At 41.2% G+C, this 25,994-nt stretch carries 25 protein-coding genes; 9 read left to right on the top strand and 16 right to left on the bottom strand.

Annotated elements, in window-relative coordinates; genetic code table 11:
- Nucleotides 1–371: 371 nt before the first annotated feature.
- The 11 genes from pckA to JWG45_RS05330 form a co-directional block, all read right to left on the bottom strand.
- The gene (gene pckA / locus JWG45_RS05280; protein WP_205278728.1) at nucleotides 372–1,964 is read right to left on the bottom strand and encodes a phosphoenolpyruvate carboxykinase (ATP); all 1,593 of its coding nucleotides are present in this window, start codon (nucleotides 1,962–1,964) and stop codon (nucleotides 372–374) included.
- A gap of 61 nt (nucleotides 1,965–2,025) precedes the next feature.
- Nucleotides 2,026–3,060: a PIN/TRAM domain-containing protein gene (locus tag JWG45_RS05285; RefSeq protein WP_205278729.1), complete on the bottom strand. Its 1,035-nt coding sequence runs from the start codon at nucleotides 3,058–3,060 to the stop codon at nucleotides 2,026–2,028.
- A gap of 38 nt (nucleotides 3,061–3,098) precedes the next feature.
- Nucleotides 3,099–3,647, bottom strand: coding sequence for a CarD family transcriptional regulator (locus JWG45_RS05290; protein WP_069608824.1), 549 nt, complete (start codon nucleotides 3,645–3,647; stop codon nucleotides 3,099–3,101).
- Between the two features lie 85 nt (nucleotides 3,648–3,732).
- Nucleotides 3,733–4,407: a hypothetical protein gene (locus tag JWG45_RS05295; RefSeq protein WP_205278730.1), complete on the bottom strand. Its 675-nt coding sequence runs from the start codon at nucleotides 4,405–4,407 to the stop codon at nucleotides 3,733–3,735.
- An 87-nt stretch (nucleotides 4,408–4,494) separates the two neighbouring features.
- Entirely contained in the window at nucleotides 4,495–5,190 is a 696-nt protein-coding gene (locus JWG45_RS05300) for a hypothetical protein (RefSeq protein WP_205278977.1), read from the bottom strand.
- A 171-nt stretch (nucleotides 5,191–5,361) separates the two neighbouring features.
- Nucleotides 5,362–5,661 (bottom strand): hypothetical protein, encoded by a 300-nt coding sequence (locus JWG45_RS05305; protein ID WP_205278731.1) that lies wholly within the window; start codon nucleotides 5,659–5,661, stop codon nucleotides 5,362–5,364.
- A gap of 397 nt (nucleotides 5,662–6,058) precedes the next feature.
- Nucleotides 6,059–6,709 (bottom strand): cytochrome c oxidase subunit 3 family protein, encoded by a 651-nt coding sequence (locus JWG45_RS05310; protein ID WP_205278732.1) that lies wholly within the window; start codon nucleotides 6,707–6,709, stop codon nucleotides 6,059–6,061.
- Nucleotides 6,696–8,300 carry a cytochrome c oxidase subunit I gene (ctaD, locus tag JWG45_RS05315; protein ID WP_205278733.1) on the bottom strand — a complete coding sequence of 535 codons (1,605 nt, stop codon included), beginning with the start codon at nucleotides 8,298–8,300 and terminating at the stop codon, nucleotides 6,696–6,698. Before ctaD ends, JWG45_RS05310 begins: the two co-directional genes overlap by 14 nt.
- A gap of 9 nt (nucleotides 8,301–8,309) precedes the next feature.
- A complete protein-coding gene (coxB, locus tag JWG45_RS05320) occupies nucleotides 8,310–9,311 on the bottom strand; it encodes a cytochrome c oxidase subunit II (RefSeq protein ID WP_205278734.1) in 1,002 nt (333 codons plus the stop codon).
- 10 nt (nucleotides 9,312–9,321) lie between these two features.
- Nucleotides 9,322–10,161, bottom strand: a complete 840-nt coding sequence (locus JWG45_RS05325; RefSeq protein WP_205278735.1) for an SCO family protein — start codon at nucleotides 10,159–10,161, stop codon at nucleotides 9,322–9,324.
- A gap of 29 nt (nucleotides 10,162–10,190) precedes the next feature.
- Nucleotides 10,191–10,343 (bottom strand): hypothetical protein, encoded by a 153-nt coding sequence (locus JWG45_RS05330; RefSeq protein ID WP_167883789.1) that lies wholly within the window; start codon nucleotides 10,341–10,343, stop codon nucleotides 10,191–10,193.
- 184 nt (nucleotides 10,344–10,527) lie between these two features.
- On the opposite strand from JWG45_RS05330, the gene JWG45_RS05335 reads away from it, so the two are divergent.
- On the top strand, nucleotides 10,528–11,481 hold the full coding sequence (locus JWG45_RS05335; protein ID WP_205278736.1) for a COX15/CtaA family protein: 954 nt from the start codon (nucleotides 10,528–10,530) through the stop codon (nucleotides 11,479–11,481).
- 18 nt (nucleotides 11,482–11,499) lie between these two features.
- Nucleotides 11,500–12,369, top strand: coding sequence for a heme o synthase (cyoE, locus tag JWG45_RS05340; RefSeq protein WP_205278737.1), 870 nt, complete (start codon nucleotides 11,500–11,502; stop codon nucleotides 12,367–12,369).
- Between the two features lie 82 nt (nucleotides 12,370–12,451).
- Here the strand turns inward: cyoE and JWG45_RS05345 are convergent, their stop codons facing one another.
- Together JWG45_RS05345 and JWG45_RS05350 are read right to left on the bottom strand one after the other, a co-directional pair.
- Nucleotides 12,452–13,579 (bottom strand): sensor histidine kinase, encoded by a 1,128-nt coding sequence (locus JWG45_RS05345; RefSeq protein WP_205278738.1) that lies wholly within the window; start codon nucleotides 13,577–13,579, stop codon nucleotides 12,452–12,454.
- A gap of 121 nt (nucleotides 13,580–13,700) precedes the next feature.
- Entirely contained in the window at nucleotides 13,701–14,828 is a 1,128-nt protein-coding gene (locus JWG45_RS05350) for an AraC family transcriptional regulator (RefSeq protein ID WP_205278739.1), read from the bottom strand.
- 119 nt (nucleotides 14,829–14,947) lie between these two features.
- Here JWG45_RS05350 and JWG45_RS05355 point away from each other — a divergent pair, with 119 nt between their 5' ends.
- The 6 genes from JWG45_RS05355 (at nucleotide 14,948) to ccrA (ending at nucleotide 21,877) form a co-directional block, all read left to right on the top strand.
- Entirely contained in the window at nucleotides 14,948–16,117 is a 1,170-nt protein-coding gene (locus JWG45_RS05355) for a DJ-1/PfpI family protein (protein WP_205278956.1), read from the top strand.
- A 70-nt stretch (nucleotides 16,118–16,187) separates the two neighbouring features.
- Nucleotides 16,188–17,195: a 3-oxoacyl-ACP synthase III family protein gene (locus JWG45_RS05360; protein WP_205278740.1), complete on the top strand. Its 1,008-nt coding sequence runs from the start codon at nucleotides 16,188–16,190 to the stop codon at nucleotides 17,193–17,195.
- The gene (locus JWG45_RS05365; protein WP_205278741.1) at nucleotides 17,192–17,977 is read left to right on the top strand and encodes an SDR family NAD(P)-dependent oxidoreductase; all 786 of its coding nucleotides are present in this window, start codon (nucleotides 17,192–17,194) and stop codon (nucleotides 17,975–17,977) included. Before JWG45_RS05360 ends, JWG45_RS05365 begins: the two co-directional genes overlap by 4 nt.
- Nucleotides 17,978–17,987: 10 nt before the next feature.
- Nucleotides 17,988–19,520 carry a class I adenylate-forming enzyme family protein gene (locus JWG45_RS05370; protein WP_205278742.1) on the top strand — a complete coding sequence of 511 codons (1,533 nt, stop codon included), beginning with the start codon at nucleotides 17,988–17,990 and terminating at the stop codon, nucleotides 19,518–19,520.
- A 10-nt stretch (nucleotides 19,521–19,530) separates the two neighbouring features.
- Nucleotides 19,531–20,667 (top strand): DUF1574 family protein, encoded by a 1,137-nt coding sequence (locus JWG45_RS05375; RefSeq protein ID WP_205278743.1) that lies wholly within the window; start codon nucleotides 19,531–19,533, stop codon nucleotides 20,665–20,667.
- Nucleotides 20,668–20,671: 4 nt separating this feature from the next.
- Nucleotides 20,672–21,877, top strand: coding sequence for a crotonyl-CoA carboxylase/reductase (gene ccrA, locus JWG45_RS05380; protein ID WP_205278744.1), 1,206 nt, complete (start codon nucleotides 20,672–20,674; stop codon nucleotides 21,875–21,877).
- Here ccrA and JWG45_RS05385 read toward each other — a convergent pair whose 3' ends face one another.
- On the bottom strand, nucleotides 21,878–23,242 hold the full coding sequence (locus JWG45_RS05385) for an MBOAT family O-acyltransferase (RefSeq protein ID WP_205278745.1): 1,365 nt from the start codon (nucleotides 23,240–23,242) through the stop codon (nucleotides 21,878–21,880).
- A 197-nt stretch (nucleotides 23,243–23,439) separates the two neighbouring features.
- Between JWG45_RS05385 and JWG45_RS05390 the strand changes: the two genes are divergently transcribed.
- On the top strand, nucleotides 23,440–24,495 hold the full coding sequence (locus tag JWG45_RS05390; RefSeq protein ID WP_205278746.1) for a 3-oxoacyl-ACP synthase III family protein: 1,056 nt from the start codon (nucleotides 23,440–23,442) through the stop codon (nucleotides 24,493–24,495).
- A gap of 453 nt (nucleotides 24,496–24,948) precedes the next feature.
- Here JWG45_RS05390 and JWG45_RS05395 read toward each other — a convergent pair whose 3' ends face one another.
- Together JWG45_RS05395 and JWG45_RS05400 are read right to left on the bottom strand one after the other, a co-directional pair.
- Entirely contained in the window at nucleotides 24,949–25,305 is a 357-nt protein-coding gene (locus JWG45_RS05395) for a hypothetical protein (RefSeq protein ID WP_205278747.1), read from the bottom strand.
- Nucleotides 25,305–25,829: an ankyrin repeat domain-containing protein gene (locus tag JWG45_RS05400; RefSeq protein ID WP_408611601.1), complete on the bottom strand. Its 525-nt coding sequence runs from the start codon at nucleotides 25,827–25,829 to the stop codon at nucleotides 25,305–25,307. Before JWG45_RS05400 ends, JWG45_RS05395 begins: the two co-directional genes overlap by 1 nt.
- Nucleotides 25,830–25,994 lie beyond the last annotated feature (165 nt).

Below are 25,994 nucleotides of genomic sequence, written 5' to 3' on the forward strand. Positions count from 1 at the left end.
TTCCTAAAAAAAGATTCTCAGCTTCGTTATTCTCATTCTTGAAATGGAAATTCCTAAGTAGCTTTTTTTGATCCAAACAAGGCTGGGGCGAAAAAAGCTTTTCGAAAAAGCGTAGGACCTATTATAAAACAAGATTCTCCTATACATCTGTAATCTGAGTATATTCGGAAATAAAAATATACCGACTTGGAAAAAATGATTCTCATCGATTAAATGCGCGAGTCAGCTCATCCTATTTTTATCAAAATTCTAAACACAATTTGGCTTTTTGGAGACGAAAACAACATCCAATAAAGGAAAGCAAAGGGTAAGTAAAAAAAGTGGGAATCACAGAGGAGATCGGACGATCTCCTCTATTCAGAAATTCTAATTTAGATTTTTGGCCCGAAAGCGGTAAAGTCGTAGTCTTTAGAACCTTCCGCGTACTGTTTAAAGTTCTTAATGAACATTTCTCCCAATTTCTTGGCAGTTTCATCATAAGCGGCTTTGTCCGTCCAAGCTTCTCTTGGGTCCAAGATTGCGGTATCCACGCCATTGATCGTTTTTGGATACTGAACTTGGAAAACAGGGTGCGTTACAAACTCGGACTTCTCGATGTTTCCGTTGAGAATTTCATCGATGATCTTGCGAGTTGATGGAAGATTCATACGTTTTCCGACGCCGTAAGAACCGCCCACTAATCCTGTGTTCATTAAATAAGCTCTGACGTTATGCTTCTTCATCTTCTCGCCTAAAAGCTTAGCATAAGAAGTTGGGTGAAGAGTCATAAAGGCCGCTCCAAAACATGCGGAGAAAGTCGCCGTAGGTTCTTTGATTCCTCTTTCAGTTCCTGCAACTTTCGCAGTATAACCAGAAAGGAAGTGATACATCGCTTGTTCGATGCTCAGCTTGGAAACAGGTGGAAGAACTCCGAACGCATCATACGTTAAGAAAATGATCGTCTTAGGATGATCTCCTTTGGAAGGAACTTGGATATTATTGATGTGGAAAATCGGATAGGAAACACGGGTGTTCTCTGTTTTAGCCGCAGAAGAATAATCTACAACCTTTGTCTGGGGATCGTAAACCACGTTCTCCAAAAGAGCATCTTTGCGAATCGCTTCGTAGATGTCCGGTTCTGTCTTCGGATCTAAGTTGATTACCTTCGCATAGCAACCGCCCTCAATGTTGAAGATCCCGTTGTTATCCCAACCGTGCTCATCGTCTCCGATCAGCTTTCGGTTTGGATCGGTAGAAAGAGTCGTCTTTCCCGTTCCGGAAAGTCCGAAAAAGAGAGCCGTATCTCCGTCCTTACCAACATTCGCAGAACAATGCATACTAAGAATGCCTTGCAATGGAAGTTTATAGTTCATTACGGAGAAAATACCTTTTTTCATTTCTCCACCGTATTCGGTCCCGCCGATGATGCAGAGTTTTTTAGCAAGGTGGAAAATCACAAAAACTTCGGAATTCATTCCGTGTTTTTTAAAATCTTCATTCTTTACGCCGCAGGCATTGATTATCGTAAATTCAGGATCTAAACCGGCCAATTCTTCTTTGGAAGGGCGAAGAAACATGTTCGTGCAAAAATGATGCTGCCAGGCTTTTTCAGAAACGACGCGCAAACTCATTCTTGTCTCAGGGTTTGCTCCGGCAAAACCGTCGAAAACGTAGAGTTTTTTCTGACTCAGGTAATTGACACATTTTTTATAAAGTTCATCGAAAATGGATTCGGAAACCTTAAAGTTGATATGGCTCCACCAGATGTTTCCGTTCGAAGAAGGTTCATCTACGAAATACTTATCTTTTGGGGATCTACCGGTAAAAATTCCGGTATCTACCATCATGGTTCCATTGCTGGAAACTACGGTTTCTCCGTTCTTTTTCTCATGCTCATAAATTTCGTCATAGGAAAGGTTATGGAAAATTTCAGAAGGTTCGAGTCCGAGTTCCTTCAAGCCTTTTACCTGAGTCTGGGCCTGCATTTGATTGCTCCTTGGGAATTCTATTTCAATTATTTTACGATAAAGTGGAAAGTCAACCGATTCAAGAGGAATGCGGCTGACGATTTCCCTTGTCTCCGGACCCGTTCGGGTTGGCTTTTGTGAAAATCATTTTTCCAGCGGCGGTTTGGATGATAGAGGTTACTGTCACTTTGACCTCTTTCCCTACTAGATGACCGCCGTTTTCGATGACAACCATCGTTCCGTCTTCCAGATAGCCGATTCCTTGATTCTCATCTTTCCCTTCTTTGATCACTTGGATTCCAAGCTCTTCTCCCGGTAAAACGACCGGTTTCAGTGCATTCGCGAGTGTGTTCAGGTTGAGAACTTTTACACCTTGAAGTTCGGCAACTTTATTCAAGTTGAAGTCGTTTGTTACGATCTTCCCACCGGTATCGCGAGCCAATTTGATCAGCTTTGCATCCACTTCTCGAGTATCAGAATAATCTTTATAGGTAATTTTTACTTCGATGGATCCCTTCCGCTGAAGCTTGTTCAACATCTCGAGACCTCTTCTTCCTCTCGCCCTTTTGATCGGATCGGAAGAATCACTGATCAACTGGATTTCTCTCAAGACGAAGTTAGGAAGAATCAAAGGACCGTCTAAGAAATGAGTATCCGCAATGTCCAAAATTCTTCCGTCGATCACAACCGACGTATCCAGAATTTTGTCTCTTACTTCTTCCTTTTCGATTCCGACTCCAAATCCGGCGCCGGCTCCTCCGCCGCCCCCGAAAATTCCAAGACCTGGTTCTTTCGCGAAAGAAATTCCGGAAAGAATTCCAAAAAGAGCAAAAAGAAAGTAAAGTGCGGAGTTCAATTCTTCAAAATGAACGACTGCTCCTACAAACCATGCGATGGCAAGTCCGAGTAAGGCCCCAAGTCCGGCACAAAAAAGTACATCAGCCTTGAGTTTAGGAAAAAGATTGGATTCTCCATAGAGAAGAATTAAAGAAACTACCAGAACGACTCCGGCGATAGGACCGGATAAGTAAATGTCAGCGGATTGCTTGTGAGTAACTGCAAATGTAATTCCGGAGAGGAACAGAGAAGTGAGTACTTTATAGAGATGAATCATAACTCAAATCCTTAATTGTATTTGAGTTTTTGCGGAATTTATTCTTCTTCGTCTGACTTTTTTTCACCAGGAGAAAGTGTACTTGCGAGCACGTCGGAAACTAAATTTCCGGCTTCTTCCTGGGTAACACCTTTGCTCAAAGCAACTTCCATTTTCACAAGATTATAGGCGCTTTCGTACAACTTTCTCTCCATAATGGAGAGCTCTTTTCCATTTGCTCTACGAAATAGGTTTCTGCAGACTTCTCCGACCTCATAAATCGATCCGGATTTGATCTTGTTGAGGTTATTTTGGTAGCGGATCTTCCAGTCTTCTTCTGTATCAACTTCATCCTTTTTTAGGAGAGCGATGACTTTCTTGATCTCTTTTTTATCGATGATAGGGCGGATTCGAACCTGTTCTGCTTTATCAACAGGTATCATAACCTTCATCTTACTACCCTGGATTTCGAGAACGTAGCAATCCTTCTTCTTACCAAGGATATTTTTCTTGGAGATTTCCAGTATCTCTCCAACTCCATGGATGGGATAGACTACGTAGTCGCCTACCTTGTGTTCGATTTCGGAATTTTTCTTTTTGGCAGCCAAGTAAGTATGATAACTTCCGTTAAAACTCTGCTTAAGAAAATAGCACAAATTTGGCGAAAGTCAACAAAATAATCCCAAAAGGTAACTAAAGTTTGATTGAGCGAACTTTCGCAGAGTGAAACGCAGGATCATTGAGAGGTTGAATCTTTTCAAGGGCTTCTTTGGCCTCTTCTTCGGAGTAGAAATACCCAAGATAGAGCTCACCTTTGGAAGAACGGAAAATTCTCCCTTTAAACTCACTTCTCGCCATCAAAAGTCTCTTTCCCAATTCAACGGCTTTTAATGAATCCGAGGTTCCGATGGCGATCAAATAGTTCGTCTCACCGGCCTGAGGAGGGTAGAGTATTTTAGAATCGTTTGCGGAAGCGGATTCTTGCCTTTGAATCTGCGTTAGGGATTCCGGATTTTTCAGAGAATCCGTCGATTCCGATTGTCCGGAAGAAAATAAAGATTTGATTCCACCGGATTCATTCTTCTTTTCTTGAGAAGAAACGTTTCGAAAAGTCTGTAGTTCGTTTTGCGCGAATGTTTCCTCTTTTTGATCCAATTTGAGACCCACAACTAGACCCGCGGTAAAAAGAGAGATCGAACCCAATAATAAGATGAACACGGAGCGAGTCGAAGAAAAGATCTGAATCGGAGAACCCGACTTTTTACTGTGTTGAACCATCTGAATCGTTCTGTCGAAATCAGCCGGTTCCCGAACCGGAGTTCGGATTGAGGATTGTTTGAGTCTTCTGGAATAATCGATATTTTGCATTTAGCAATCCTAAATTCTATCTTTAAAATCGGCCTAAATGCCCAAATTCCGTCGAAAAAAATTGAAATTCGTCGAGAAGATTCGATATCAGGTCGGTTTGCGAATCGCGTAATACCAGAAAAGCCAGAGAAATCCGAATCCGATGATCAGATAAAATCCCACTACTCCGAAACTACCGAAGAGATCATAGAGAAGTTTTAATTTTCCCAAGTAGAGACTTTCCTTTTCTCCCGATTCCCATTCTAAAATCCAACGATGCCAAAGATAGGCGTATGGAACCAAGATCAAATTCGGAAGTAAATATAAGAATGGATACTTACATACAAAGACGATCCATCGCGGAGATCCAGGTAACGGAAGAACTTCTCGGTTGATCCAGCGAATTTTCGGAAAATCGTTTTTAGGGAAGAAAGAAGGCTTCGGTTGTAATTTAGAATCGAATTTTTTGGACATTTCCAAGGCTTCTTCGCGCGTTATCGTTCTAACGGGCTTACTAAAAGCGAGAAGGAAAAAAAGCCAAAGAAAACCGACTTCCAAAATAAAAAGCACACTTAAGAATATGAAGAAAATCTTATACTCTAGGAAGTTTTTGAGAGAATTCAATTCGGTCGGCAGGACGTCAAAATGAATCCCGACATGATACCAATGATAAAGAAAACATCCGAAAAAGAAGTTGATTACCGCTAAAAAAAGAAACGTGATCGGGTATTTACAGCAAAATAGAAACCACCTCGGAAGGCTTTTGGGAAGATATTGAACGTCATTGACCCAACGAATTTTCATAGATCGATACTCTATCAACAAGCACGTTAGCTTCCTTTGATTTGCTTTTGCAAATTCTCCAAAAAAGAAAACACCCCGACCACTTGCCGAGGCGCTTTGCTTTTTTACTTTAAATCGAATCCAAATTGGATAAAATCGGGTCCGAATTTTAAATTTCGAAATCCGTTTTTTTTATTGAAGAGCCTTTTTGATCGGAACAATGAGAGCATCGTAATTAGAAGACAACCCCTGACACGCCTGCGCGTTACGCTCGATCAAACCAAGGCTCTCTAAAACGACGGAAACTAACTTTTTTCTCCCGGAACGATATTCATCTTGATCTTCCGAAGGTATTCCAGGCTTTCCCAAACTCTTCCATTTTTCACACTTGCTTCCAAGGTCTATGCAAATTCTTTCCTCTAAAGTCGAGCAAGGTTTACAACCCGCCGCAAAGACTGTGGTCAGAAAGATAGATATTATTATTTTTTTCATACGATTATCCTTTTGATTCTGTTGGTCTTTTTCTTTTCGATTTTCGATTTTCGATTTTTAAAATAAATTTTTGATCTAAAATGAATTCAGAAGAAGAATATCAAACAAAAGGAATATTATGTTTTCAACTTATAATGCAATCTGTTTCTTTTTATCTATAAGCAAAGGGAAAAAGAGACTTTTTCGAGGAATCAGAGATTCTTATTTTATTATTTTCGATAGAAAAGAATTTAAAAGAATTCTACCTCAGAACGAGGAAGAGCCATGTAGTAGTTTTGCGGCTCCGGTAAGACAAATGGGCGCTTGTGGTTAACCGGTAAAATAAAAAACCCCGGGGATACCGGGGTTTTTTAAGATTTCGGGATTTCTCCCGATTCTAAAATTCTAAGATCAGTCTTTAACCCACCAAATAGAGGAGAGGAAAAAGATAAATCCAGATCAAGTCGACTACGTGCCAAAAAAGACCCACACCTTCCAACGGAGTGTAATAAGAAGAATTCAATTCCCCTTTGATTACTTTGATCATCACCCAGATGATAAGTCCTGCTCCGATCAAAACGTGAGATCCGTGAATTCCGGTCATTACAAAGTAAAAACCGAAAAACATCGCCAGGTTCTTTATATCAGGCATTTCAGTATTCGTGAAAAATTTACCGGGAAGAAGTCCGTGATGAATTTTTGCGGTATATTCAAAATACTTCACAACCATAAACGTAAGAGCGCAGAGAACAGTAATCGCCAATGCGATCACAGCTTCTTTTTTCTTATCCACTTGAACGTAATGAATTCCAAGCGCCATCGTAAACGAGCTAAAAAGAAGAACCACTGTGTTGAACGCTCCCATTGGAACGGACAGGTGATGACTTCCTGCGTGAAAAACTTCAGGATACAATGAATGGTAGATCGTATAACCCACAAAGAGGGCACCAAACATTAGAATTTCTGTTACAAGAAATAACCAGATCCCTTGTTTAGAAGCGTCATACTGATGCTCTGCACTGTCAAAGTGATGAGCATGGTGGAATTCCGCGTGCTTAGCGGTACTCATAAGGTCCTCCTGAGACGACTGGAGTTTTTTCAAAATTTTCGTGAGTTGGCGGAGATGAAATGGTCCACTCGAGAGTTTTTCCACCCCACGGATTGTCTCCGGCCTCTTTTCCTGCGATCAATCCGTGAATCACGGCAGCAAGTCCGACCAAAAATCCAACGGCGATCAACCAAGATCCAACGGTGGAAATTTGGTTCAAGCTGGTGAACTCAGGTAGGTAGTCGTAGTATCTTCTCGGCATTCCCATCGATCCCAGGATAAACTGCGGAAAGAAGGTTACGTTAAATCCGGTGAAGATAAAAACCCAGGAGATTCTTCCTAAAAGATCGGAAGTCATTTTACCGGTAACTTTTGGAAACCAGTAGATGATTGCGCCCATAACGGCCATCAATGTTCCACCCACCATCACGTAATGGAAGTGAGCCACTACGAAATATGTATCATGGAAGTGAACGTCCATACCAGTAGAAGCGAGGAAAACCCCGGTCAAACCGCCGATCGTAAAAAGAAACATAAAACCTATAGCGAACAACATAGGGGCGTCCAAACGAACGGATCCTTTGTACATCGTCGAAATCCAATTGAAGAGTTTGATCGCTGTAGGAACTCCCACGAGCATCGTGATAAAGGAGAATAAAACTCCAGCAAACTCAGACTGACCGGATACGAACATGTGGTGTCCCCAAACCAAGAAAGAAACCGCGGCAATCGCAAGAGAAGAATACGCAATCGCAGTGTATCCAAAGATGATTTTTCTGGAGAAAGTTGCCACGAGTTCGGAGATCACACCCATTGCGGGGAGAATCATAATGTAAACCGCAGGGTGAGAATAGAACCAGAAAAAGTGTTGAAACAGAACCGGATCCCCACCGAGGGTCGGATCAAAAATTCCCACACCAAGAGTTCTTTCCGCAACAAGAAGAAGAAGCGTAATCGCCAAAACCGGAGTTGCCAGAACCTGAATGATGGAAGTCGCGTAAAGCGCCCAAACCATCAAAGGAATTCTGTTCATCGTCATTCCCGGAGCTCTCAGCTTGTGGGTCGTAACGATAAAATTCAACCCGGTAAGAATGGAAGAAAATCCCATCACAAACGCACCCATCACCAATAAAATCACACCATTGGAAACGGAGTTAGAAATGGAATACGGTGTATAAAAGGTCCAACCGGTATCCACTTTTTGGGTAAAAAGGGATATTGCCGCGATCGCTGCGCCTGACATAAAAATATACCAGCTCGCTAGGTTCAACCTTGGAAACGCAACGTCCTTTGCTCCCACTTGGATCGGGAGGATGAAGTTTCCAAAAATCGCAGGAATTCCAGGAACGATTACCATGAACACCATAATGGCGCCGTGGTAGGTCATCATTCGATTGTAGATATCCGGAGTTACAAATCCGAGAGTTTGTCCCGGAGTAAAAAGTTCAATACGAACCAGAAGAGCGAAAATTCCTCCCAAAAGGAAGAATGACATAATCGCAAAGAAATACATGATCCCGATCCGCTTGTGATCGATTGTCGTGAGCCAGGACCAGATTCCCTTTTCGTGGTTGAGGTAGTTGTCAGTATGATTTGCAGTTGCTGTAGACATATTCCTCTCCTATTTAAGGGTTTTAATATACTCGATCAGAGCGTTGATTTCGTCGTCGGAAAGCTGTCCTTGGTAAGAAGGCATCGCAGGCGGATACCCTTTTACAACCTGAGCAGTCGGCTGCAGAATGGATTTACGAATGTAGTTTTCATCCGCGTTTACTCCAGGACCAGCCTCGAATTCTCTCGCGCTTCCAAAAAGACCTTTGTAAGAAGGACCAACCAGACGAGAACCGTCGATTGAGTGACATCCCGCACAAGCTTTTTCCGCGTAGAGTTTTTTTCCGAGTTCGGCAGGAGGAACCTTAGAAAGGTCCACGTTACCCGCAGCGGCATACCACTTGTCGTAGGTTTCGGAATCCACGACACGAATCGCAGAAAGCATATTCGAGTGAGAAGTGCCACAAAACTCGGTACAATAAACTACGAAGTCACCCTTTTCAGTCGGAGTAAACGTAAAGGTCGTATAACGTCCTGGAATCGCATCCATTTTGTTCCGGAAGGCTGGAACATAAAAAGAGTGAAGAACATCCTGAGAAGTCATAACAAGACGAACCGTTTTCCCAACGGGAACGTAGATTCCGTTCGGTTGAAAGAGAGTGTTTAATTTTTCAGTAGCATTCGGAGAAACAACGGTTACTCCGTTCGGGTATTTGAAAGTCCACTGCCATTGTCTTGCAGTAACGTGAATTTCAATATCACCTTTATCATGTACTTTTCTGAGGTCCGCAAAAATTACCCAACCCCACCAGAAAATCACAATCATGATTACTAAAGGGATAAAGGACCAAAGAAATTCTGCCAATGTATTATGTGTAATATAGGCAGTCTTATCAGTGTCGGTCTTTCTCCTGTATTTAAAAATAAACCATGTCATTCCCCCGATGAGAATGACAAAGGAGATCAGACTGGACACGAGTAGAAAGAGATAGAGATTATCTACGTTCTTTGCTACTTCGGAAGCCTGAACCGGCATGAAACTTGTTGCCGTAATGAGGTTCAACCAGGTCATTTTTTTGAAGTTACTCCTTCCTAATGAGTTCGGAATTTCTGTTATGCCTGATCCAGAATGGGATCAAGAACGCCGCCAGAATGAGAAGAGTGAAGAAACCACCCAACTTCATAATATTATAAGCGTACAAAGTATATGTATTTTTTCCTGGGTCAAATTGAAAGCAAAAAAGGGCGAATTGATCTGTGAAATCCCCTATTTTACCGTCGGAAGCTTCCAAAAGAGAAAGTCTCAACGTTCTTTCATCAAAAGTGATTCCGTGAAGATAACGAGAAATCTTTCCGGAAGGAGTAATTACATAAGCAACCGAAGAATGAACCCACTGTTCGTTCTCCGGATTCCATTTGTAGGAAAATCCCACCGAATCAGAAAGCGTAGTAATCTCTTTTTGATCGCCCGTAAGAAAATGCCAACCGCTTCCGTTGCCTCGAGCGTATTCTTTCAAATAAGAATTCTTCTTAGCCGCCGCTAACTCCGGAGTTTCTTTCGGATCAAAAGAAACTGCAACGTATTCAAATTCGTTTCCGACTTGCCAAGGAAGTTTCTTGAGAGTGTCCGTAATCCCGTTGAGATGAAAATTACAAAGTGTCGGACATTTGTAGTAAACAAGGGAAAGGAGAACGGGTTTGTCTTTTTTAAAAAAAGAGCTGAGCAGGATTCGTTTGCCGGCTTCATCACGAAACGTTAAGGAAAGATCGAGTTGGTTTCCTAACTTCTCCTTAACGCCTACTCCTTCCAGCTCTTTTGGTTTTTCATTTTTGTCAAACCGAGCGGAAGGATCGTAAGAATAAAGAGAAGCCGTTGAAAGAAAAAGTAAAATCCCCAATAAAGAGGAAGTTTTAAAAACCAAGGTTTAGCTCCTGGGATTTTTCCCAGATATTATTTAGCCTGCGAAGTTCCAGGAAGATTGAGAGAATGTTCTTTCACTCCCGGGTGAAAAAAAGAAATGTAAGTAAAGAATACTAAATTTCCTACGAGAACGATTACGAAAGTCCAGAATCCTGGTTTATTATATCCTTCTTTTTGTGCCATTGGAAAGGGCTCCTGTATTTGATTCTCATTCTCTTGAAGAAAAGAAAATCGGAAGATTCCAGGACAAGATCGGATGAATCTGTTTTTTTGGAAGTAATATTTAAATTTTACTTTCACATTGCCCTTAAGAACCATTTTTCGAGTATGGTAAATTCAGAACCTCTTTCGAGGTCTTAAGGAAAGAATGAACTCTAACTTGGACCTTTCTTCTAAATTTCGCTTATTTTATAAAATCTCTCTCTTCCTGAGCATTCTCATTTTTATAAATTTGCTCTACGGGCCATTGGTAAGAGCGACTGGCTCCGGCCTCGCCTGTCCGGATTGGCCTTTTTGTTTTGGAAAAATTTTTCCGACTTTCGACTTTCAGATTTTCATGGAAGTCTCGCATCGTTATTATTCCGGATTTTTGGGTTTGATTCTTTTAGGTCTTACGGTCTGGACGTTCGCCGATAAAGCCCTAAAAGAAGAATTCGGAATTTACTTAGGACTGGCGATTCTACTTCTCATCTCCCAGATTAATTTAGGACGACTAACGGTAACTTTGAAGTTGGATCCGACTTCGGTAAACTTGCATCTTCTCAATGCGATCGCATTCTTTCTTGTGATTCTTACTGTGTCCATCGACGCAAGGAACAAATCTCAAAATCAAAAAGGATCTTTTATTAAAGCGAATGCTTTATTCAGAAAAGATAATGTTTTTCTTTTTCTTCTTTTGATCGGAATCGTCGTTCAGATTATCCTCGGCGGACGCGTTAGCTCTCATTACGCGGGTTTGGCTTGTCCGGATTTTCCGACTTGCTGGGGACAGTGGATCCCGGACCATCCTTTAGAAATCGTTAAAATACAAATCTTTCATAGATTCGGAGCATACTCCGTTGCGCTACTTCTTGCCATCGCACTCGGAGTTTCCATTTGGAAAAATTTTCCGACGACTAGCAAAAGATTTCTTCAAATATCCATGTATCTTTTAGTGGCTCAGATCATTTTAGGAATCTTAAATGTATTTTTCGGACTTCCGAAATTGGTGACCGCTCTGCACACTGGGTTTGCGGTATTATTGCTCACCTTTTCATATCTTTCTCTAATCTCCAGAGCTATCGTTTTAACGACGGAGATAGAACGGGGGCCTGAAAGATAATTTCAGGATATTAAAAACATGGCAGGCTCTACTTTTTTTTCCGACTGGAATCAAATGATCAAACCGAGGGTGACAACTCTCGTTTTGGCGACCATCATTCCCGGCTTGTATCTTGCGGGAAACCAATCTCCTTCCGGCTTTTTAATTGCGATCACCCTTTTGGGAACGTTCCTCATGTCTTCCGCTTCTTTTATATTCAATCAAGTGATAGAAAAGGACAGAGATGCAAAGATGAAGAGGACTTCCAACCGTCCAATTCCCGCGGGAAGAATCGGCACGCTCCAAGCTACGTTAGTCGGCTTTTCCATGATGGGAGTTTCCTTTTATCTACTTACCGTTTACGTGAATCTTTTAACCGCGCTTTGTGCGTTTGCGGCATTGATTTCCTATGTTTTTTTATACACGATTCTCCTCAAACCGAGAACTCCGCAAAACATCGTAATCGGCGGCGTTGCGGGTTGTGTGGGACCTTTGATCGGTTATGCGGCGATCGGCAATTCTCTTCCCATCCAAGCCTGGATTCTTTTTTCCATGATCTTTCTTTGGACTCCGGCGCATTTCTGGGCGCTCGCAATCTTTCTAAAAGAAGACTATTCGGACGCGGACTTTCCTATGTTGCCCGTCGTAAAGGGAATCCAAGAAACCGCCCGTTCTATTTTCTTTTACACGATTCTTTATTCGATTTCCTGCATTGGTTTTTATTTTTTTGAACCTTCTATGGGTTTTCTCTATTTAATTTCTTCGATTCTAGTTTGTATATGGATGGGAATCCTTTCCTTTCGTTTGGTGAAAAATCCGGAAAGACAAGCCGCGAGAAAATTCTTTTTCTTCTCCATCTTTCATTTGTTTTTGATCAACACAATGATCGTAATCGACCACAGCCTCTGATTGAAATTTCATCTTAACAAGAGTCGAAATCGAAATTTTATTTCCATTTTTGAATATACGAAATTTCTAAATTGCTTAAGATCTAAGAATTGAATTCAAGAATACTCTGAGAACCGGATTCCGTAAGAATTCTAAAATTTCCTCTTATCTGTTTTGTAAGAATCTGAATCAAAGTAAATCCGGCCGTATTCGGTTTTAGCCAAACTTTAGAGTCCCGAATTCCTAAACCGTTATCCGCCACTTTTAGAGAATAAATATTTCCTTCTTTTTTAAATGAAATTTCAATCGCCCCTTGCTCGGTCGGGAATGCGTGTTTTAAAGAATTGGAAAGTAGTTCGCTGAAAATAATCGCACAAGGAATGGCGTTTTCGATTCTTATAAAAGTTTGAGGAGTTTCATTTTCAATCTGGATCGTTTGTTTTCCGAGTTTGTTCAAAAGATTCACCGTGATTTTTTCGATCACTTCGGCAAAATCGATCTCGAAGTAATTTTCGGATTTGTAGAGATAATTGTGAACTTCGGAAATTGCGAGGATTCTATCCTGAAAATCGGAAAGTATAATCTGCAAATTTCCTTTGTCCGAACCGCTGTGAATCTCTAACAATCCCGAAAGAACCTGTAAATTATTCCTGACTCGATGATGAATTTCCTGAATGAGTTCGTTTTTTTCCTGAACGGATCCGTGCAAGGTCCTTACCGCCAAAATCGAAATCACGGTGAACATCAAAAAAAGTCCGATCCGATCGGCGATATAAACCGCATTGTGTTCCTTTCCAAGATACAATTCGTCCACAAGGATCAGAAAAAAACAATACCCGGATATAAAGAGCGTCATCTTGAAATCGGAAAAATATAAGAAAATCATAATGAATATGGCAAGAACGAAGTTTTTATTTCCGACGTCTGATCCTTCATTCGGAATCCCGAAAAACCAACCGATCGAAACGGAGCAAATACTTATAAATAGAATCAGGTAGAGTGCGAGCTCGTATTTTTTCTTTAAAAGTAAAATTAGAGATATAAGGGAGCCGAGTGCCATCATCGTAAATCCGATACGAAGAAATTCTCCTTTGACAAACCAAAGAAAGAAATTTGAAGAAAAGCCCAACAAGAAAGTAACAACATTAAAAATGAAAAGATGATACGCGCGTTTTCTTGTCAGATAATCCCGATCTTTGTAGAGCCGAGTGATCGTTTTGAAAATTTCCATATTCCTTCCCAATTCCGAGTCAAAAATATCGATAGAAGAGATCTCCTTATTTTACAATCAATTGACAAACGAAACAGAATAATTTTTTGAAAAAAACAAGGATCGGTCTTTCAAAAACGACTCAAAGATTGCACTCGAATTTTCTACTTTCCGAGCGATACGAGGAAGGAGAACAACCGAACCGTTTCTGAAAAAGTTTATGAAACGCCGATTTGGAATTGAATCCGGAAGCGTAAGCGATCGAAAGTACGGAACGAAGCGGTTCTTCCCTTAAAAGCCTCGCCGATTCTTCCAAACGAAAATTGGTAACGTATTCCCTAAATGTTTGTTGCAAACGAACGTTAAGAATCTCTGAAAGCTGGTGTGTATGAATATCCATTTCTTTTGCAAGTTTTACGAGAGTTAAAGTTTCATCCAAATAAAGCTTTCCGATTCTCATTTTATCATCCAATCGAATCAGAATCACTTCCACGTCCAATCCTACGAGACGGCTTTCTTTGTAACGAGCTTCCCTCGATTCCTTCCTAAAATCAGCCACAACTGAAGAATGAGTCGCGTTCATAAGAAAAATCGCAGAGATCAGAAGTGTCAAACCGACGGCGGCGATTAGAAACAAGGGCATATAAAACGTCTGGGCGATTACGAATAAGAATAAAATCGCAAGCGTCCCTGCAAAAAGAATTAGAAAAGGTGAAAATACTTTACGAAGTTCTTTTAAAGTTTTTTTTCTCCATCCCCAAACCTTGAAAAACAAAACCGCCGGATAGAAAAAGTTAGACAAAGTTCCAAGAATCAAAAGGAAAAGAACAATCCCATGAAACGGATCTTCCGAATTCGGATTTTCCAAAAACATTCTTTTGGCTTTTAGATCGCGAAAATAGAAAGGCGACATCAGTACGAGAGAAAAGAGCGCCGGTAAAAAATGAAAGAATCGAATTTTAGCCGATTTGGCCCCGCTCAATTCTTCAAAATAGAGATATGTAAGCGGTCCGATTAAAAAAAGAATTGGAACGTTCCATTCCGCAAACCAGGCGACGTTTTTGAGTTCGTCAGAGAGCTCCAAGTAAATATGAAACTGAACGATCGAGACTGAGATAAAAAGAATCGGGGTGAAATTAGAAATGAATGAGCGAAACCGTGCAGTTTCGAGTTTCGGATTCTTACGATAAAAGTCTTTTCCGTTGTTCATTAAGTTTGCAAGAGCCAACAAGAACGCAAGCCCCGAACCAAAAAATACTAAGATAAGCATAGAATGATTGGAGGAATTCCACGCACGCCATGTCCATTTTTTTTTGCGATCCGAATAATTTCAGTCCTTCCGTATCCGGACGGACGACTCTTTTTCGAAGTTATGACAGAATGAAGAACATGAAACAAAACGATTCGAACATTCGATCTGTAAAAGAATTTAACTCAAGAAAATTCATTTTCTTTCTCGTGATCTTTCAACTTGTAGAAAGTTTATTTTTTTTCGGTTGTGCAAACCCTTTGGAAAAAATCGACGAACCTATTTCGAGGTCCTTCGTAGATGAAAAAATTCGGCCCTTCCGAGCCAGGTTCGACCGACAACTTCCCGTCGTCGCGGTCATTGGCGACAACGAATATACCGAACTTTCGGACTTTGTGGTTCCTTACGGCGTTTTAGCGAGATCTAAAGTCGCCGAAGTATATGCGTTGGGAACGAAATCAGGCAGGATGCGGATGTTTCCTACTTTAGAGATCGAAATTCAAAAAACACTTTCCGACTTTGATCGATCGTTTCCGGAAGGAGCGGATTTTGTAATCGTTCCTGCGGTTCACAATTCGGAAAATCCCGATTTGATACGGTGGATTCAATTACAAACCTCCAAAGGAGCCACCGTCGTCGGAATCTGCGACGGAGCCTGGCTCCTGGCTAACGCGGGAATTCTAAAAGGAAAACGGGCTACTGGACATTGGTATTCGCTTAACAATTTGGAAAAAAAATTCACCGAGACAGAATGGATTCGCAATCGTCATTACGTTGCGGATGGGAATATCATTACTACGACCGGAGTAACGGCTTCCATCCCGATATCGATCGCTCTCGTTGAATCGATCGCAGGGAAAAAAAGGGCCCGGCAAATTGCAAAAGAATTCGGCGTAATCGACTGGGGAACCGCTCACAATACTTCGAATTTTGAATTTGAAAGCAGGCACTATTGGACGGCGATTAAGAATTTCTTGTCCTTTTGGTCTTATGAAAACATCGGAATCAAAACGGCTCCCGGAATCGACGAAACGACGCTCGCCTTGGTCGCGGATTCTTATGCCCGCACTTTTAAAACAAACGTTTTTGCGATTTCAGACTCGGGACAAAAAATTCAAACAAGAGGAAGGTTGACATTTTTTACGAAAAAAATCAAAGGTGAAGAAAAAACCTTCGATCGAATATTAGAAAATGTGGATATTTTTCCGGCCGTGATCGCTCTTGACAAAACCTTATCTCGAATCTCGTCCTTTTACGGAACCGCAACATCTTCCTTTGTTGCGATTCAAATCGAATATTTACTTCGATAAAATCGATCGAGAAACAAATCTTTTTTTTATTGCCATCGTCTCGATAAGGAGTTTAATAATCCGAAATAAAATGAAAACTTCATCCTGGGGAATTCGGATTCAAGGAACGGGAAGATATCTTCCCGGAACGCCTGTTTCAAACTTGGAACTCATTTCTAAATCGGGACTCGATACATCCGACGATTGGATCGTTTCCAATCTTGGAATCAGACAAAGACATTGGGCGCCGGAAGGAATCGCGACCAGTCATATCGCCGCGGAAGCCTCCTTGATTGCATTAGAAGAAGCAAATATTTCTTCGAAGGATTTGGACCGGATCATTCTTTGCACTTCGACGGGAGATTGGACTTCTCCCGCCGCCGCATCCAAGGTTCAAAATCTAATCGGAGCCACCTGTCCAGCCGAAGACAAACAAGTTGCTTGTTCCGGATTTTTATTCGGACTGGATCACGCGGCAAGACTGATCTACTCCGGGGAACGAAATGTTCTTGTGATCGGAGCCGATGTAAAATCCCGTTTTATCCGCAAAAATGATCTAAGACTATTTCCGATTTTTGGCGACGGCGCCGGCGCAGCGATCCTTAGTAAAGGAAAACCGGGAGAAGGTTTGATTGCATCTCGACTCTGGACGGACGGCTCCAAGTTGGAACATCTCTACACACCCGCCGGAGGAAGTGCAATGCCCGCCTCCTTCGAATCCGTTCAGAAGGACCTTCATTCTACGATTATGCAGGTGGAAGGAAAGATCATTTTTGACGATGCAATTTCTATCATGACTTTGATGTCGCAAAAAATATGCGAAGAGGCCGAACTCTCTCTCGATGAAATCGATGTCTTTATTCCGCACCAAGCGAATATAAGAATTATGAGTTCCGTCGCTAAGAATTTAGGAATTTCTTCCGAAAAGGTGGTCACCACAATCGATCACACCGGAAACATCGTCGCAGGGACGATTCCGTATGCCTTAGATTTCGCGAGAAAACAGGAGAGAATCAAACCCGGTTATAAAATTCTATTCGTCTGCGCGGGCGCAGGTTATTCCGCGGCGGCCGCAATTTATATAGAACCCGCGATATGAATTCAAATCAGAATTTTTATAACCTCTCCGGAAAGACAGCCCTTGTCACGGGTGGAAGTCGAGGTATCGGAAAAGCGATCTCTATTCAACTCGCACGATGTGGAGTCAAGATTCTTTCGGTTGCAAGAAACCGGGAAGATCTGGACGCGTTGACACAAGAATTACCCGGAGCCGGACATTCCGTTCATACATGCGATCTTTCAAATATTCAGGAAATTGAATTTTTGGAGAAAAAAATTAAGATATGGGGAATTCCTGATATCGTAGTGGCAAATTTCTATTCCAGAACGGAACCAAAAAAACTAAACGAATATGACTTAAAAACGAATCCGCTACCGAATGGAAGTATCGAATATTTACTTCGGTTGATTCCTCTTTGTATCCAAACACAGAGAGAAAAAGGGTTCGGGCGATGGATCGCAATCGGATCCCTGATTGCGGAATTTGCAGGCCCAGGTCAGGCTTGGTACTCGATAGAAAAAAAGACGATCGAATCCTTATTCCTAACTCTTGCACTCGAAGAAGGAAGATACGGTATTACTGCGAACGTCGTCATCCCCGGTTTCGTGGAGACTCCCGGAACCAAAACCAACTATTCAAAGGAAAAATATTCGGATCTCGAATCTCTCAATCTTTTGGGAAGAGCCGCTCGTCCGGAGGAAATCGCTTATGCGGTGGAATTTCTAGCTTCACCAAACGCCTCTTATATTACTGGAATCAAACTTCCGGTTACGGGTGGAGCCCATATCAACTGGCCGCTTAGAAACAAAAACAAAGGATAATCTTAACAGAATGAAATCGATAACAATTCCTGAATTTATGGATTTCAGAGCGCATTCCCAAAAGGATCGAGTTGCGTTATGGTTTGAAAACAGGACTTGGACGTATTCGGATATTAAAAAAGAATCGATGGGAGTCGTTTCAAAACTCAAAAGTCTTGATCTCAAGGAAGGGGACCGTTTTGGAATCATCGACTTCAATTCTCCCGAATCCCTCTTTTTATTTTTAGGCGCGGTTCGGATCGGAGTCGTCCCTGTGATGATCAACTGGAGACTCACTCCAGCTGAAATTCACTTTATCCTGAAAGACTCGAATTCTAAAATACTCTTTTATGGAAAAGAATTTCAGGATAACGCCGTCACCTCCGTCAGATCGGAACCCGAAATAAAACTATTTTCTATATCAGAATATACTCATGTACCTGAAAATGAGGAGAAACTATCGTTAGATCCGGAAGCCACGGTCGTTCAACTTTACACATCCGGGACGACCGGATTTCCAAAAGGGGTTTTACTCAATCATTCCAATCTGATAAACACATTACGTAATCTTGCTCTCGAACTTCCGGGATTCGGTTCCGATTCAAAAAATCTTGTCTGCTGCCCATTCTACCACATCGGCGGCCTCGGTTATATGATGCTCGGCTTTATTCCGGGAGGAACCAATTACCTCGTGAAAAAATTCGAAACCTTGGACATAACAAACCTGATCCAATCCGAAAAAATTACGAACACACTTTTGGTTCCGGCTATGATCCAAACAATCGTGTCGCATCCGGAAACGAAACAATACAATTTCTCCAGCCTTCGAAATATTCAGTACGGCGGATCGGGAATCGCGGAAGGAATTCTAAAAAAGGCTTCGGATCTGTTCCAATGCGACTTCACACAAGCATACGGACTAACGGAGACAACGGGGATCGCCACCTTACTTCGATTTGACGATCATAAAAAAATTCTCGAATCGAATCCATCCGAAGTTTGGAAAGACCGGATTCGCTCCGCAGGAAGAATCGTCGGAGAAATGGAAATTTGTATTCTAAATTCGAATCTGGAAAAACTGAAACCCGGAATTCCCGGCGAAATTTGTTTAAAAGGAATCAATCTAGGAAAGGGATACTGGAATCGTCCGGATGAGAATCAAAAGTCTTTCGATTCAAACGGTTGGTTTCATACGGGCGATATCGGCTTTTTAGATTCCGATGGATTCTTATACGTTATCGATAGAAAGAACGATATGATTCTTTCAAAAGGAGAAAATTTATCACCGGCCGAAATCGAAAGAATTCTATTCGATTATCCAGATTGTTCGGACTTAGCCGTATTCGGATTAACGGATCTGGAATACGGAGAAGTCGTATGCGTCGCAGTCGTGCCGCATGAAAACAAAAACGTAGATCTGGAAAATCTATTATCCTGGGCAAAAGGAAAAATCGCAGGTTATAAAATGCCGAAGAAGTTGTTTCGAATGGATCAAATTCCCCGTAACCCATCCGGTAAAGTTTTAAGAAGAGAATTACGATCCCTCTTTTCAAAAGTGTTGTAAAGGTTTTTCAATGGATCTACTGAAACACAAAAACCTATTGTATCCGATTCTTCTTTTGTTTTTCGTTTGGGGATCATTAAAAATGATCTCGATGGACATGTTTCTATCCTACTTTTTACCCTACTCGAACATTGAAAGAATCGCATACGAATCTAGATTAGAAATAATGAATCAATTAAAATCCGAAGTCGGATCCTCCAAGGAAATGGAATACGCCATTATTTTCGGGACTTCGAAATCGAGCGCTTTCGATCCGAATTTGATTCGTGAAAAAACGAATTTTAGAAATTTGAGAACCTACAATTTCTGCGCGCCGGCCGCATCCGTAGGATTTCATCACTTCTGGTGGAAACAAATTCTTTCCTTTGCGGAGGAGAAAGGGAATTATCCGAAATTTATTCTTATAGAATCGGACGCATATCAGTTGGAAGAACGTTCTACGCAAATTTCCCTCGATCATGCGATTACACCTTCGTATTTAATCGAAGATTCTTTCGATCGTATTCTAAACTTCGAAACACCGAATTGGGAAATCGAAGATATTGAATATTCTGCAATCAAAAGAATATTTCCGGTTTTTAAATATGGGATCAAAGTTTCGGCGATTCTTAAAAATTTAAAAAAAGTAAAACTGGAAGATGGAAGGACGGAACGGATCGTAAATCTTAAAAAAGAATTCAGCAAAGAATTTTTTATCACCACAAAAGAAAAACACGGCTCCTATCCGAATCAGTTTATCGTTAACACTCCCTCGCATGAATTAAATCAAAAATCTAAAGAAGCGATTACATCCCACTTCTTAAATTTTAAAGAAAAGGAAAACCAGATTAGAATCTTTCGTTTGCTTCTGGAAGAATTCTCCGTTTTAAAAATTCCTACAATTCTCTATTGGCCGCTTTTTCATCCTCAATTAACCGAGGGCTTGGATAAACTTCCTAAAATAAAAAAAATTAAAGATAAAATGATAACTACCGCGCTCGACATTCAAATGAAAAATCCGGATTGGATTCTTCAAATTTCGGATCCTGACAAATCCGGAAGATTGAAGTGCGACTCTTTCGTGGATCCCTTTCACTTGAGCGGAGGATGTTTTCCCGAACTGACAAATTTTATTTTTAAAGATTCTTCCAAATTCTTAAAAAACTAAAGTTATGAATCATCGTCCTCTTACCATTTCGTTAGGTGAAATTCCGGACCCGGATCGTATTCCGAAATATATGACCGCACAAGTTATACGACCCGATCGTTTTGGTGAACCGAAATATGCCTTTGTAGAAGAAGAAATCCCGGTACCTCGGCTGAAACCTGACGAAGTTCTAATCGCCGTAAGGGCGGCCGGAATCAATTTTAACAATGTATGGGCGGCGGCCGGTTATCCGTTAGACGTAATCAATCAAAGAATCAAAGAAGGAGAATTAGAAAATTATCATATAGGCGGTTCCGATGGGGCGGGTATCATAGTTCAAATCGGAAACAAAGTCGAGGGATTCAAAATCGGCGAAGAAATCATAATTCAACCCGGAAGTTTTGATTCGGAGGACGCTTGGATTAAGAAAGGCGGCGACCCCACGTTCTCCTCAAAATTTAAAGCCTGGGGTTATGAAACAAACTTCGGTGCCTTTGGACAGTTTTGCAAAGTAAAGTCCACACAGTGTCTCCCGAAACCTTCCAATCTTTCTTGGGAAGAATCCGCTTGTTTTATGCTCACGGGTGCGACCGCGTTCCGAATGTTAACTCATTGGAATCCGAATCATATACGGAAAAACGATTTGGTTCTTATCTGGGGCGGCTCCGGAGGACTCGGAGCGATGGCAATCCAGCTAACGCGGAAATTCGAAGCCGTCCCCATTGTAGTGGTCAATTCATTGGAAAAAGGAAACTTCTGCATTTCCCTTGGGGCCGAAGGGTATATTCTAAGAAATGAATATTCTCATTGGGGTTCAATCAACCGCTCCCAATCCTCCGATCTCAGTGAAGAACAAATGCGGTCGTTTCAGCGATCGATTCGAAGTATAGGATTCAAAGATCCGAATATTATAATAGAACATCCGGGAGAAGATACAATACCAACCTCTCTTTTTGTTTGCGACCGGGAAGGAATGGTAGTTATCTGCGGCGGAACAACGGGTTATCTTGGAAGTTTTGAACTAAAGAATTTTATAAAACATCAAAAACGATTACAGGGATCTCATTTCGCCAATCCCGAGGAATGTAAGAAAGTGTTAAAACTAGTGGCGGATGGAGAGCTTTCACCAGCGCTTACGAAGGTTTTTTCTTTTCTGGAGATTCCAAAAATCCATCAGCAAATGAAGGAGAACATTCATCCTTACGGAAATATCGCGATCCGCTTTGTCTGATCAAAATTGGAAATAGAAAAAATCTTGGCTCCCCGAAGGAATCTGGGTCAAACCGAACGCAACCAAAACTACCGTTAACGGCAAAAGCCAGACTTCCCTTTTTTTAAAGGGTGCAAGAACATTCGGATATTCTTCTATAATCTGAAAAACAAAAGTGATGACTACCGCGAGGAAAAAACTGGAATACGGAACTATCTGCGTACCTGAAAAATAATCTCCGTTAAAGTCGAACATTCTGATGATCGCTTGTTTTCCCCATTGCCAATCCGGAGCAAAGAAAAAAACTCCGGACGAAAGATAAAGAATCCATATTATAATTCTTTTAAGTATTTTTCCTGGAATTCCGTTCCATTCAAACAAATTCCTTTTGTTCAAAAAAACTTCTACGCTGAGAAATACCCCCATACAAAGACCCCACACAGCGAAGGGAATTTTAGCGCCGTGCCAAAGTCCTCCTAAGAAAAAAGTAAAGCAGAGATTGAACCATAATCGTGTTTCGCTTACCCTACTTCCTCCCAATGGTATAAAAATGTAATCGCGAATCCAAGACGAAAAAGTCAAGTGCCAACGTTTCCATAAATCGCCAAAAGAAGAAAAGAGAAAGGGAGCCTTAAAATTAATCGGAAGTTCGAATCCCAGTAATTTCCCGAGGCCTCGCGCTATGTCCGAATATCCGGAAAAATCGGCGTATAACATTACGAGAAAACTGCTTGAAAGAATCCAAAAAGAAACGGGTTTGATTTCAAAAACCGAAGGACTATCAGGCAAAAGAAGCGGTTGAATACTCGCCAGCAACTGATTCGCTATGAATAACTTTTTTATCACTCCCGATAAAAGAAGCCATAACCCGTTTTTGACATCGTACCCGGAAGGAATCGGCAACGTTCCGTTTCTTAACGATCGAATCTGCGGCAAAAGATCCCGTGATCTCACTATCGGCCCGGCAATGAGTTGCGGAAAGAATGAAATAAAAAGTAAAAATTCAGAGAGCGAATGCTTTTGATCGAAGGTTCCGTTCCTTAAGTCAAAACCATAGGACATGATTTGAAACGTATAAAAACTAATCGCAAGAGGAAGTAAAATTTCATATCCTAATTCACTGTGAGTTTGTCGAAGGTTTTGCTCGACCCAGGCGGGATTTCGCAAAGGAATGGAGATTAAGTCCGCTAAAAAATAGAAGTACTTAAAAAAAGCGAGGTTCAAGAGATTCAAAAATTGAATGATAAAAAACAACCTATGATTGCGATTGATTCTATAAAGATTCCATAAATAATAGTTGAGAACGAGAATGGAGAGAAAATGAATCAGAAATGCAAAACTCCAACTTCCGTAAAAAATCAGGGAAGATGCGAGTAAGAAATACATTCGATACTTCGATGAAATTGTCCAATAAACCAGATAAACAAAAATAAAAAAAATGAAAAATTGATAACTTACGAAAAGCATAAAATAATCGGGATCTCTAATTTATTCGGAATGATTAAATCAACAATTCATTTTTTAAAACGAAAACGCGTATATTTTAGAATATTCATAAAACTCAATTTAGGAAAAACATATCCATGAAACTTCAGACTGGAATTTTAGGAAAACCGATTCCAGGCATAATAATATCCGGAACCGGTTCCGCGTTTCCGCTTCAATGTGGCAAGTTTTGGACGAATTCAGAGATACACAAACTTCTTTACGGCAAACATTGGGAAAGTTTTTTTACCGAAAAAAAAATAGATTCGGATTATTTTCAAAGAAACTACGGCTTTGAAAGACGATACTGGGTACACACACCTGATTCCCCCTTGCATGACAACGAAGCAACTTCGGCGGATCTGATGGAAATCGCTGCACGCAACGCTTTAGAATCTTCTAAATTATCAGGTAATGAAATAGACGTTTTTATAGCGGTTAGTACAACTTCTCCAAAATACACGACATCGCTCGGCGCGATCGTTGGAGGCCGTTTAAATATTTCTTCCGCAACGTTGGAAATAAAATCGGGTTGTTCCTCCTCCGTGTATGCCTGCGTTTTGGCGGCTCAATTTATTGCCGGCGGAGCAAAACACGTATTGATCGCAGCGGCTGAAACTCTTTCAAAAGTTATAAGCAAAGAACCCGGAATAGCGTATTCCGCTTCGGACGGCGCGGGTGCCGTTATTTTTTCCAGAAGCGAAAATCTAAATCAAGGAATTCTTTCCTGGTATCTGGATTCCGACGGAAGTTATACGAATGCGATGGGAGTTCCAGGGCTTCTTCCCCCTACTTCTAATTTTGAAAAAGAAGATTTTTTATTTCGATATAAAGACATCCCGGAAGATTTCATTCTCAGTGCCTGGAAAAAAGCCTCGGGTTATTGGAAGGAAATTCCGAACTCGCAAAAGCCGAATATATTACTTCCTCATCAGGTGAATCGGAAAATAATACGAATCGTTTCCGAATTTTTAGAAATGAAGCCCGAAGAAGTCTTGGATGAGGTGGATCAAATAGCGAATTGTGGTTCGGCGAGTATTCTCGCAGTTTTGGATCATTCTTATCGCGATAAAAGAATCAAAACAGGCGACTCAATCTTATTCGCCGCCGCAGGCGGAGGAATCTCATGGGGAGGGTTTGTATTACAGAGCTAAAGAGAATTCTATTCTGAAAGAAATTCTTCGATACAAGGCAACAAGTAATTTCCCGCATCCGTCGGCCCGATCTCTCCTTTCGTTTGAAAACAAGCATCGCCTTACCGTTGTTTCTACAACCGATTACGTAAGCCATATTCGTCATACTCGAATTCCGATCCGAATTCGTAAACTTAAAGATACAAACAATATAAAATATATATTCAAAATTTATGATACTATAATATTTCAAGAATCTTTCCTTTGGAGAAAAAGGACTACAGACATTCTATCTCGTAATCTATTAAGTTTTGCGTTCAGACATTTGTCAAAGTTTCCGACAGATTTGAAACAAAAACTCCTGATTGGATTCGATCCTTTTCCGGTAAGACGCTCTCATAGTCGAAAAATAAAAGAATCCAGGAAGAATGAACCGAAATCCTATTTCGAAATCACTGCTCCTTATTTTTAAAACTAAAATGTTAGAATCCCCCCGCCGCCATGACCTCCGCCGCCGTGTCCGCCACCACTTCCACCACCGCCGCTACTCCCCCCTCCTCCGCTACCACCTCCGGATCGAGAGCTCGAAGATCTCCTCGAAGAAGTTCCTGAAGAGGATTTAGAGGAACAGTTGTTTTTGCACGCGGTGCAAAGCTCGTAACAGATAAGCGAGACTGCCGCTGATTGAGTCGGAGTTTGATTATTGAAGGCGATGAGCAAACAAGCGGAAAGTTGTTCATCACAACCCTTCTCGCAGTTGGCAGTTTGTACGCTACAACCTTCCAATAAAAGAAATAAAATACCCGTTAAGAAAAGTCTTCTTAGTTTCATTACTTTCTACCAGCGCCTGCTTGTTGAAGAATTTCCTGAACTCTTTTAGAATCTTCTAATGTAGATTCGGACCAGGCGGTATGTCCTTGAACGGTCGTAGCGTGAACATCCGCTCCCGATTGGATAAGAAGTTTGACAATTTCAGGATATCGATTCGTCGATGCCATCATCAAAGCGGTGTGTCCGTCGCGAGTTCTTGCGTTGACGTCGGCTCCGTTTCGGATCAAATATTCTGCGATCAAATATTCACCCTCTCGAGCCGCAACCATCAACGGTGTGAAATTTCTAAAAAAGGGATCTCTTTGGTTGATTCCGTGTCCGCTTCGAAGAGAATTCTCAAGTCCTTGAAGATCCCCCTTATAAACGTAGTCGGTCGGACTCAAAGACTGCATTCCGTATCTTTCCTGCGGAAGAATACAGCCCATAATCCCAATCGTCGTAAGGAGCAGGAACAAACACATATACGGATTCCAAGAAGAAAAACTTTCTCCAATGTGTTGGAATGCGAGCAGAAATCGTTTCATAACTTTAATCCTCAAATATCTTTAAAGATACTCTTTTTAGGATTTCAAGCAATAGGTAGGGACAGCAACTGCGGCAATTACCTACGAACCGATTGTGTATTAGTGGTTTTTACCTAAGGAATTTTGAAATTTTGTATCCTACTTGACTCTTGAACGGAATAAAAT

The organism is Leptospira ainlahdjerensis, assembly GCF_016919175.1.
In the GTDB taxonomy this organism is placed as follows: Bacteria; Spirochaetota; Leptospiria; order Leptospirales; family Leptospiraceae; genus Leptospira; species Leptospira ainlahdjerensis.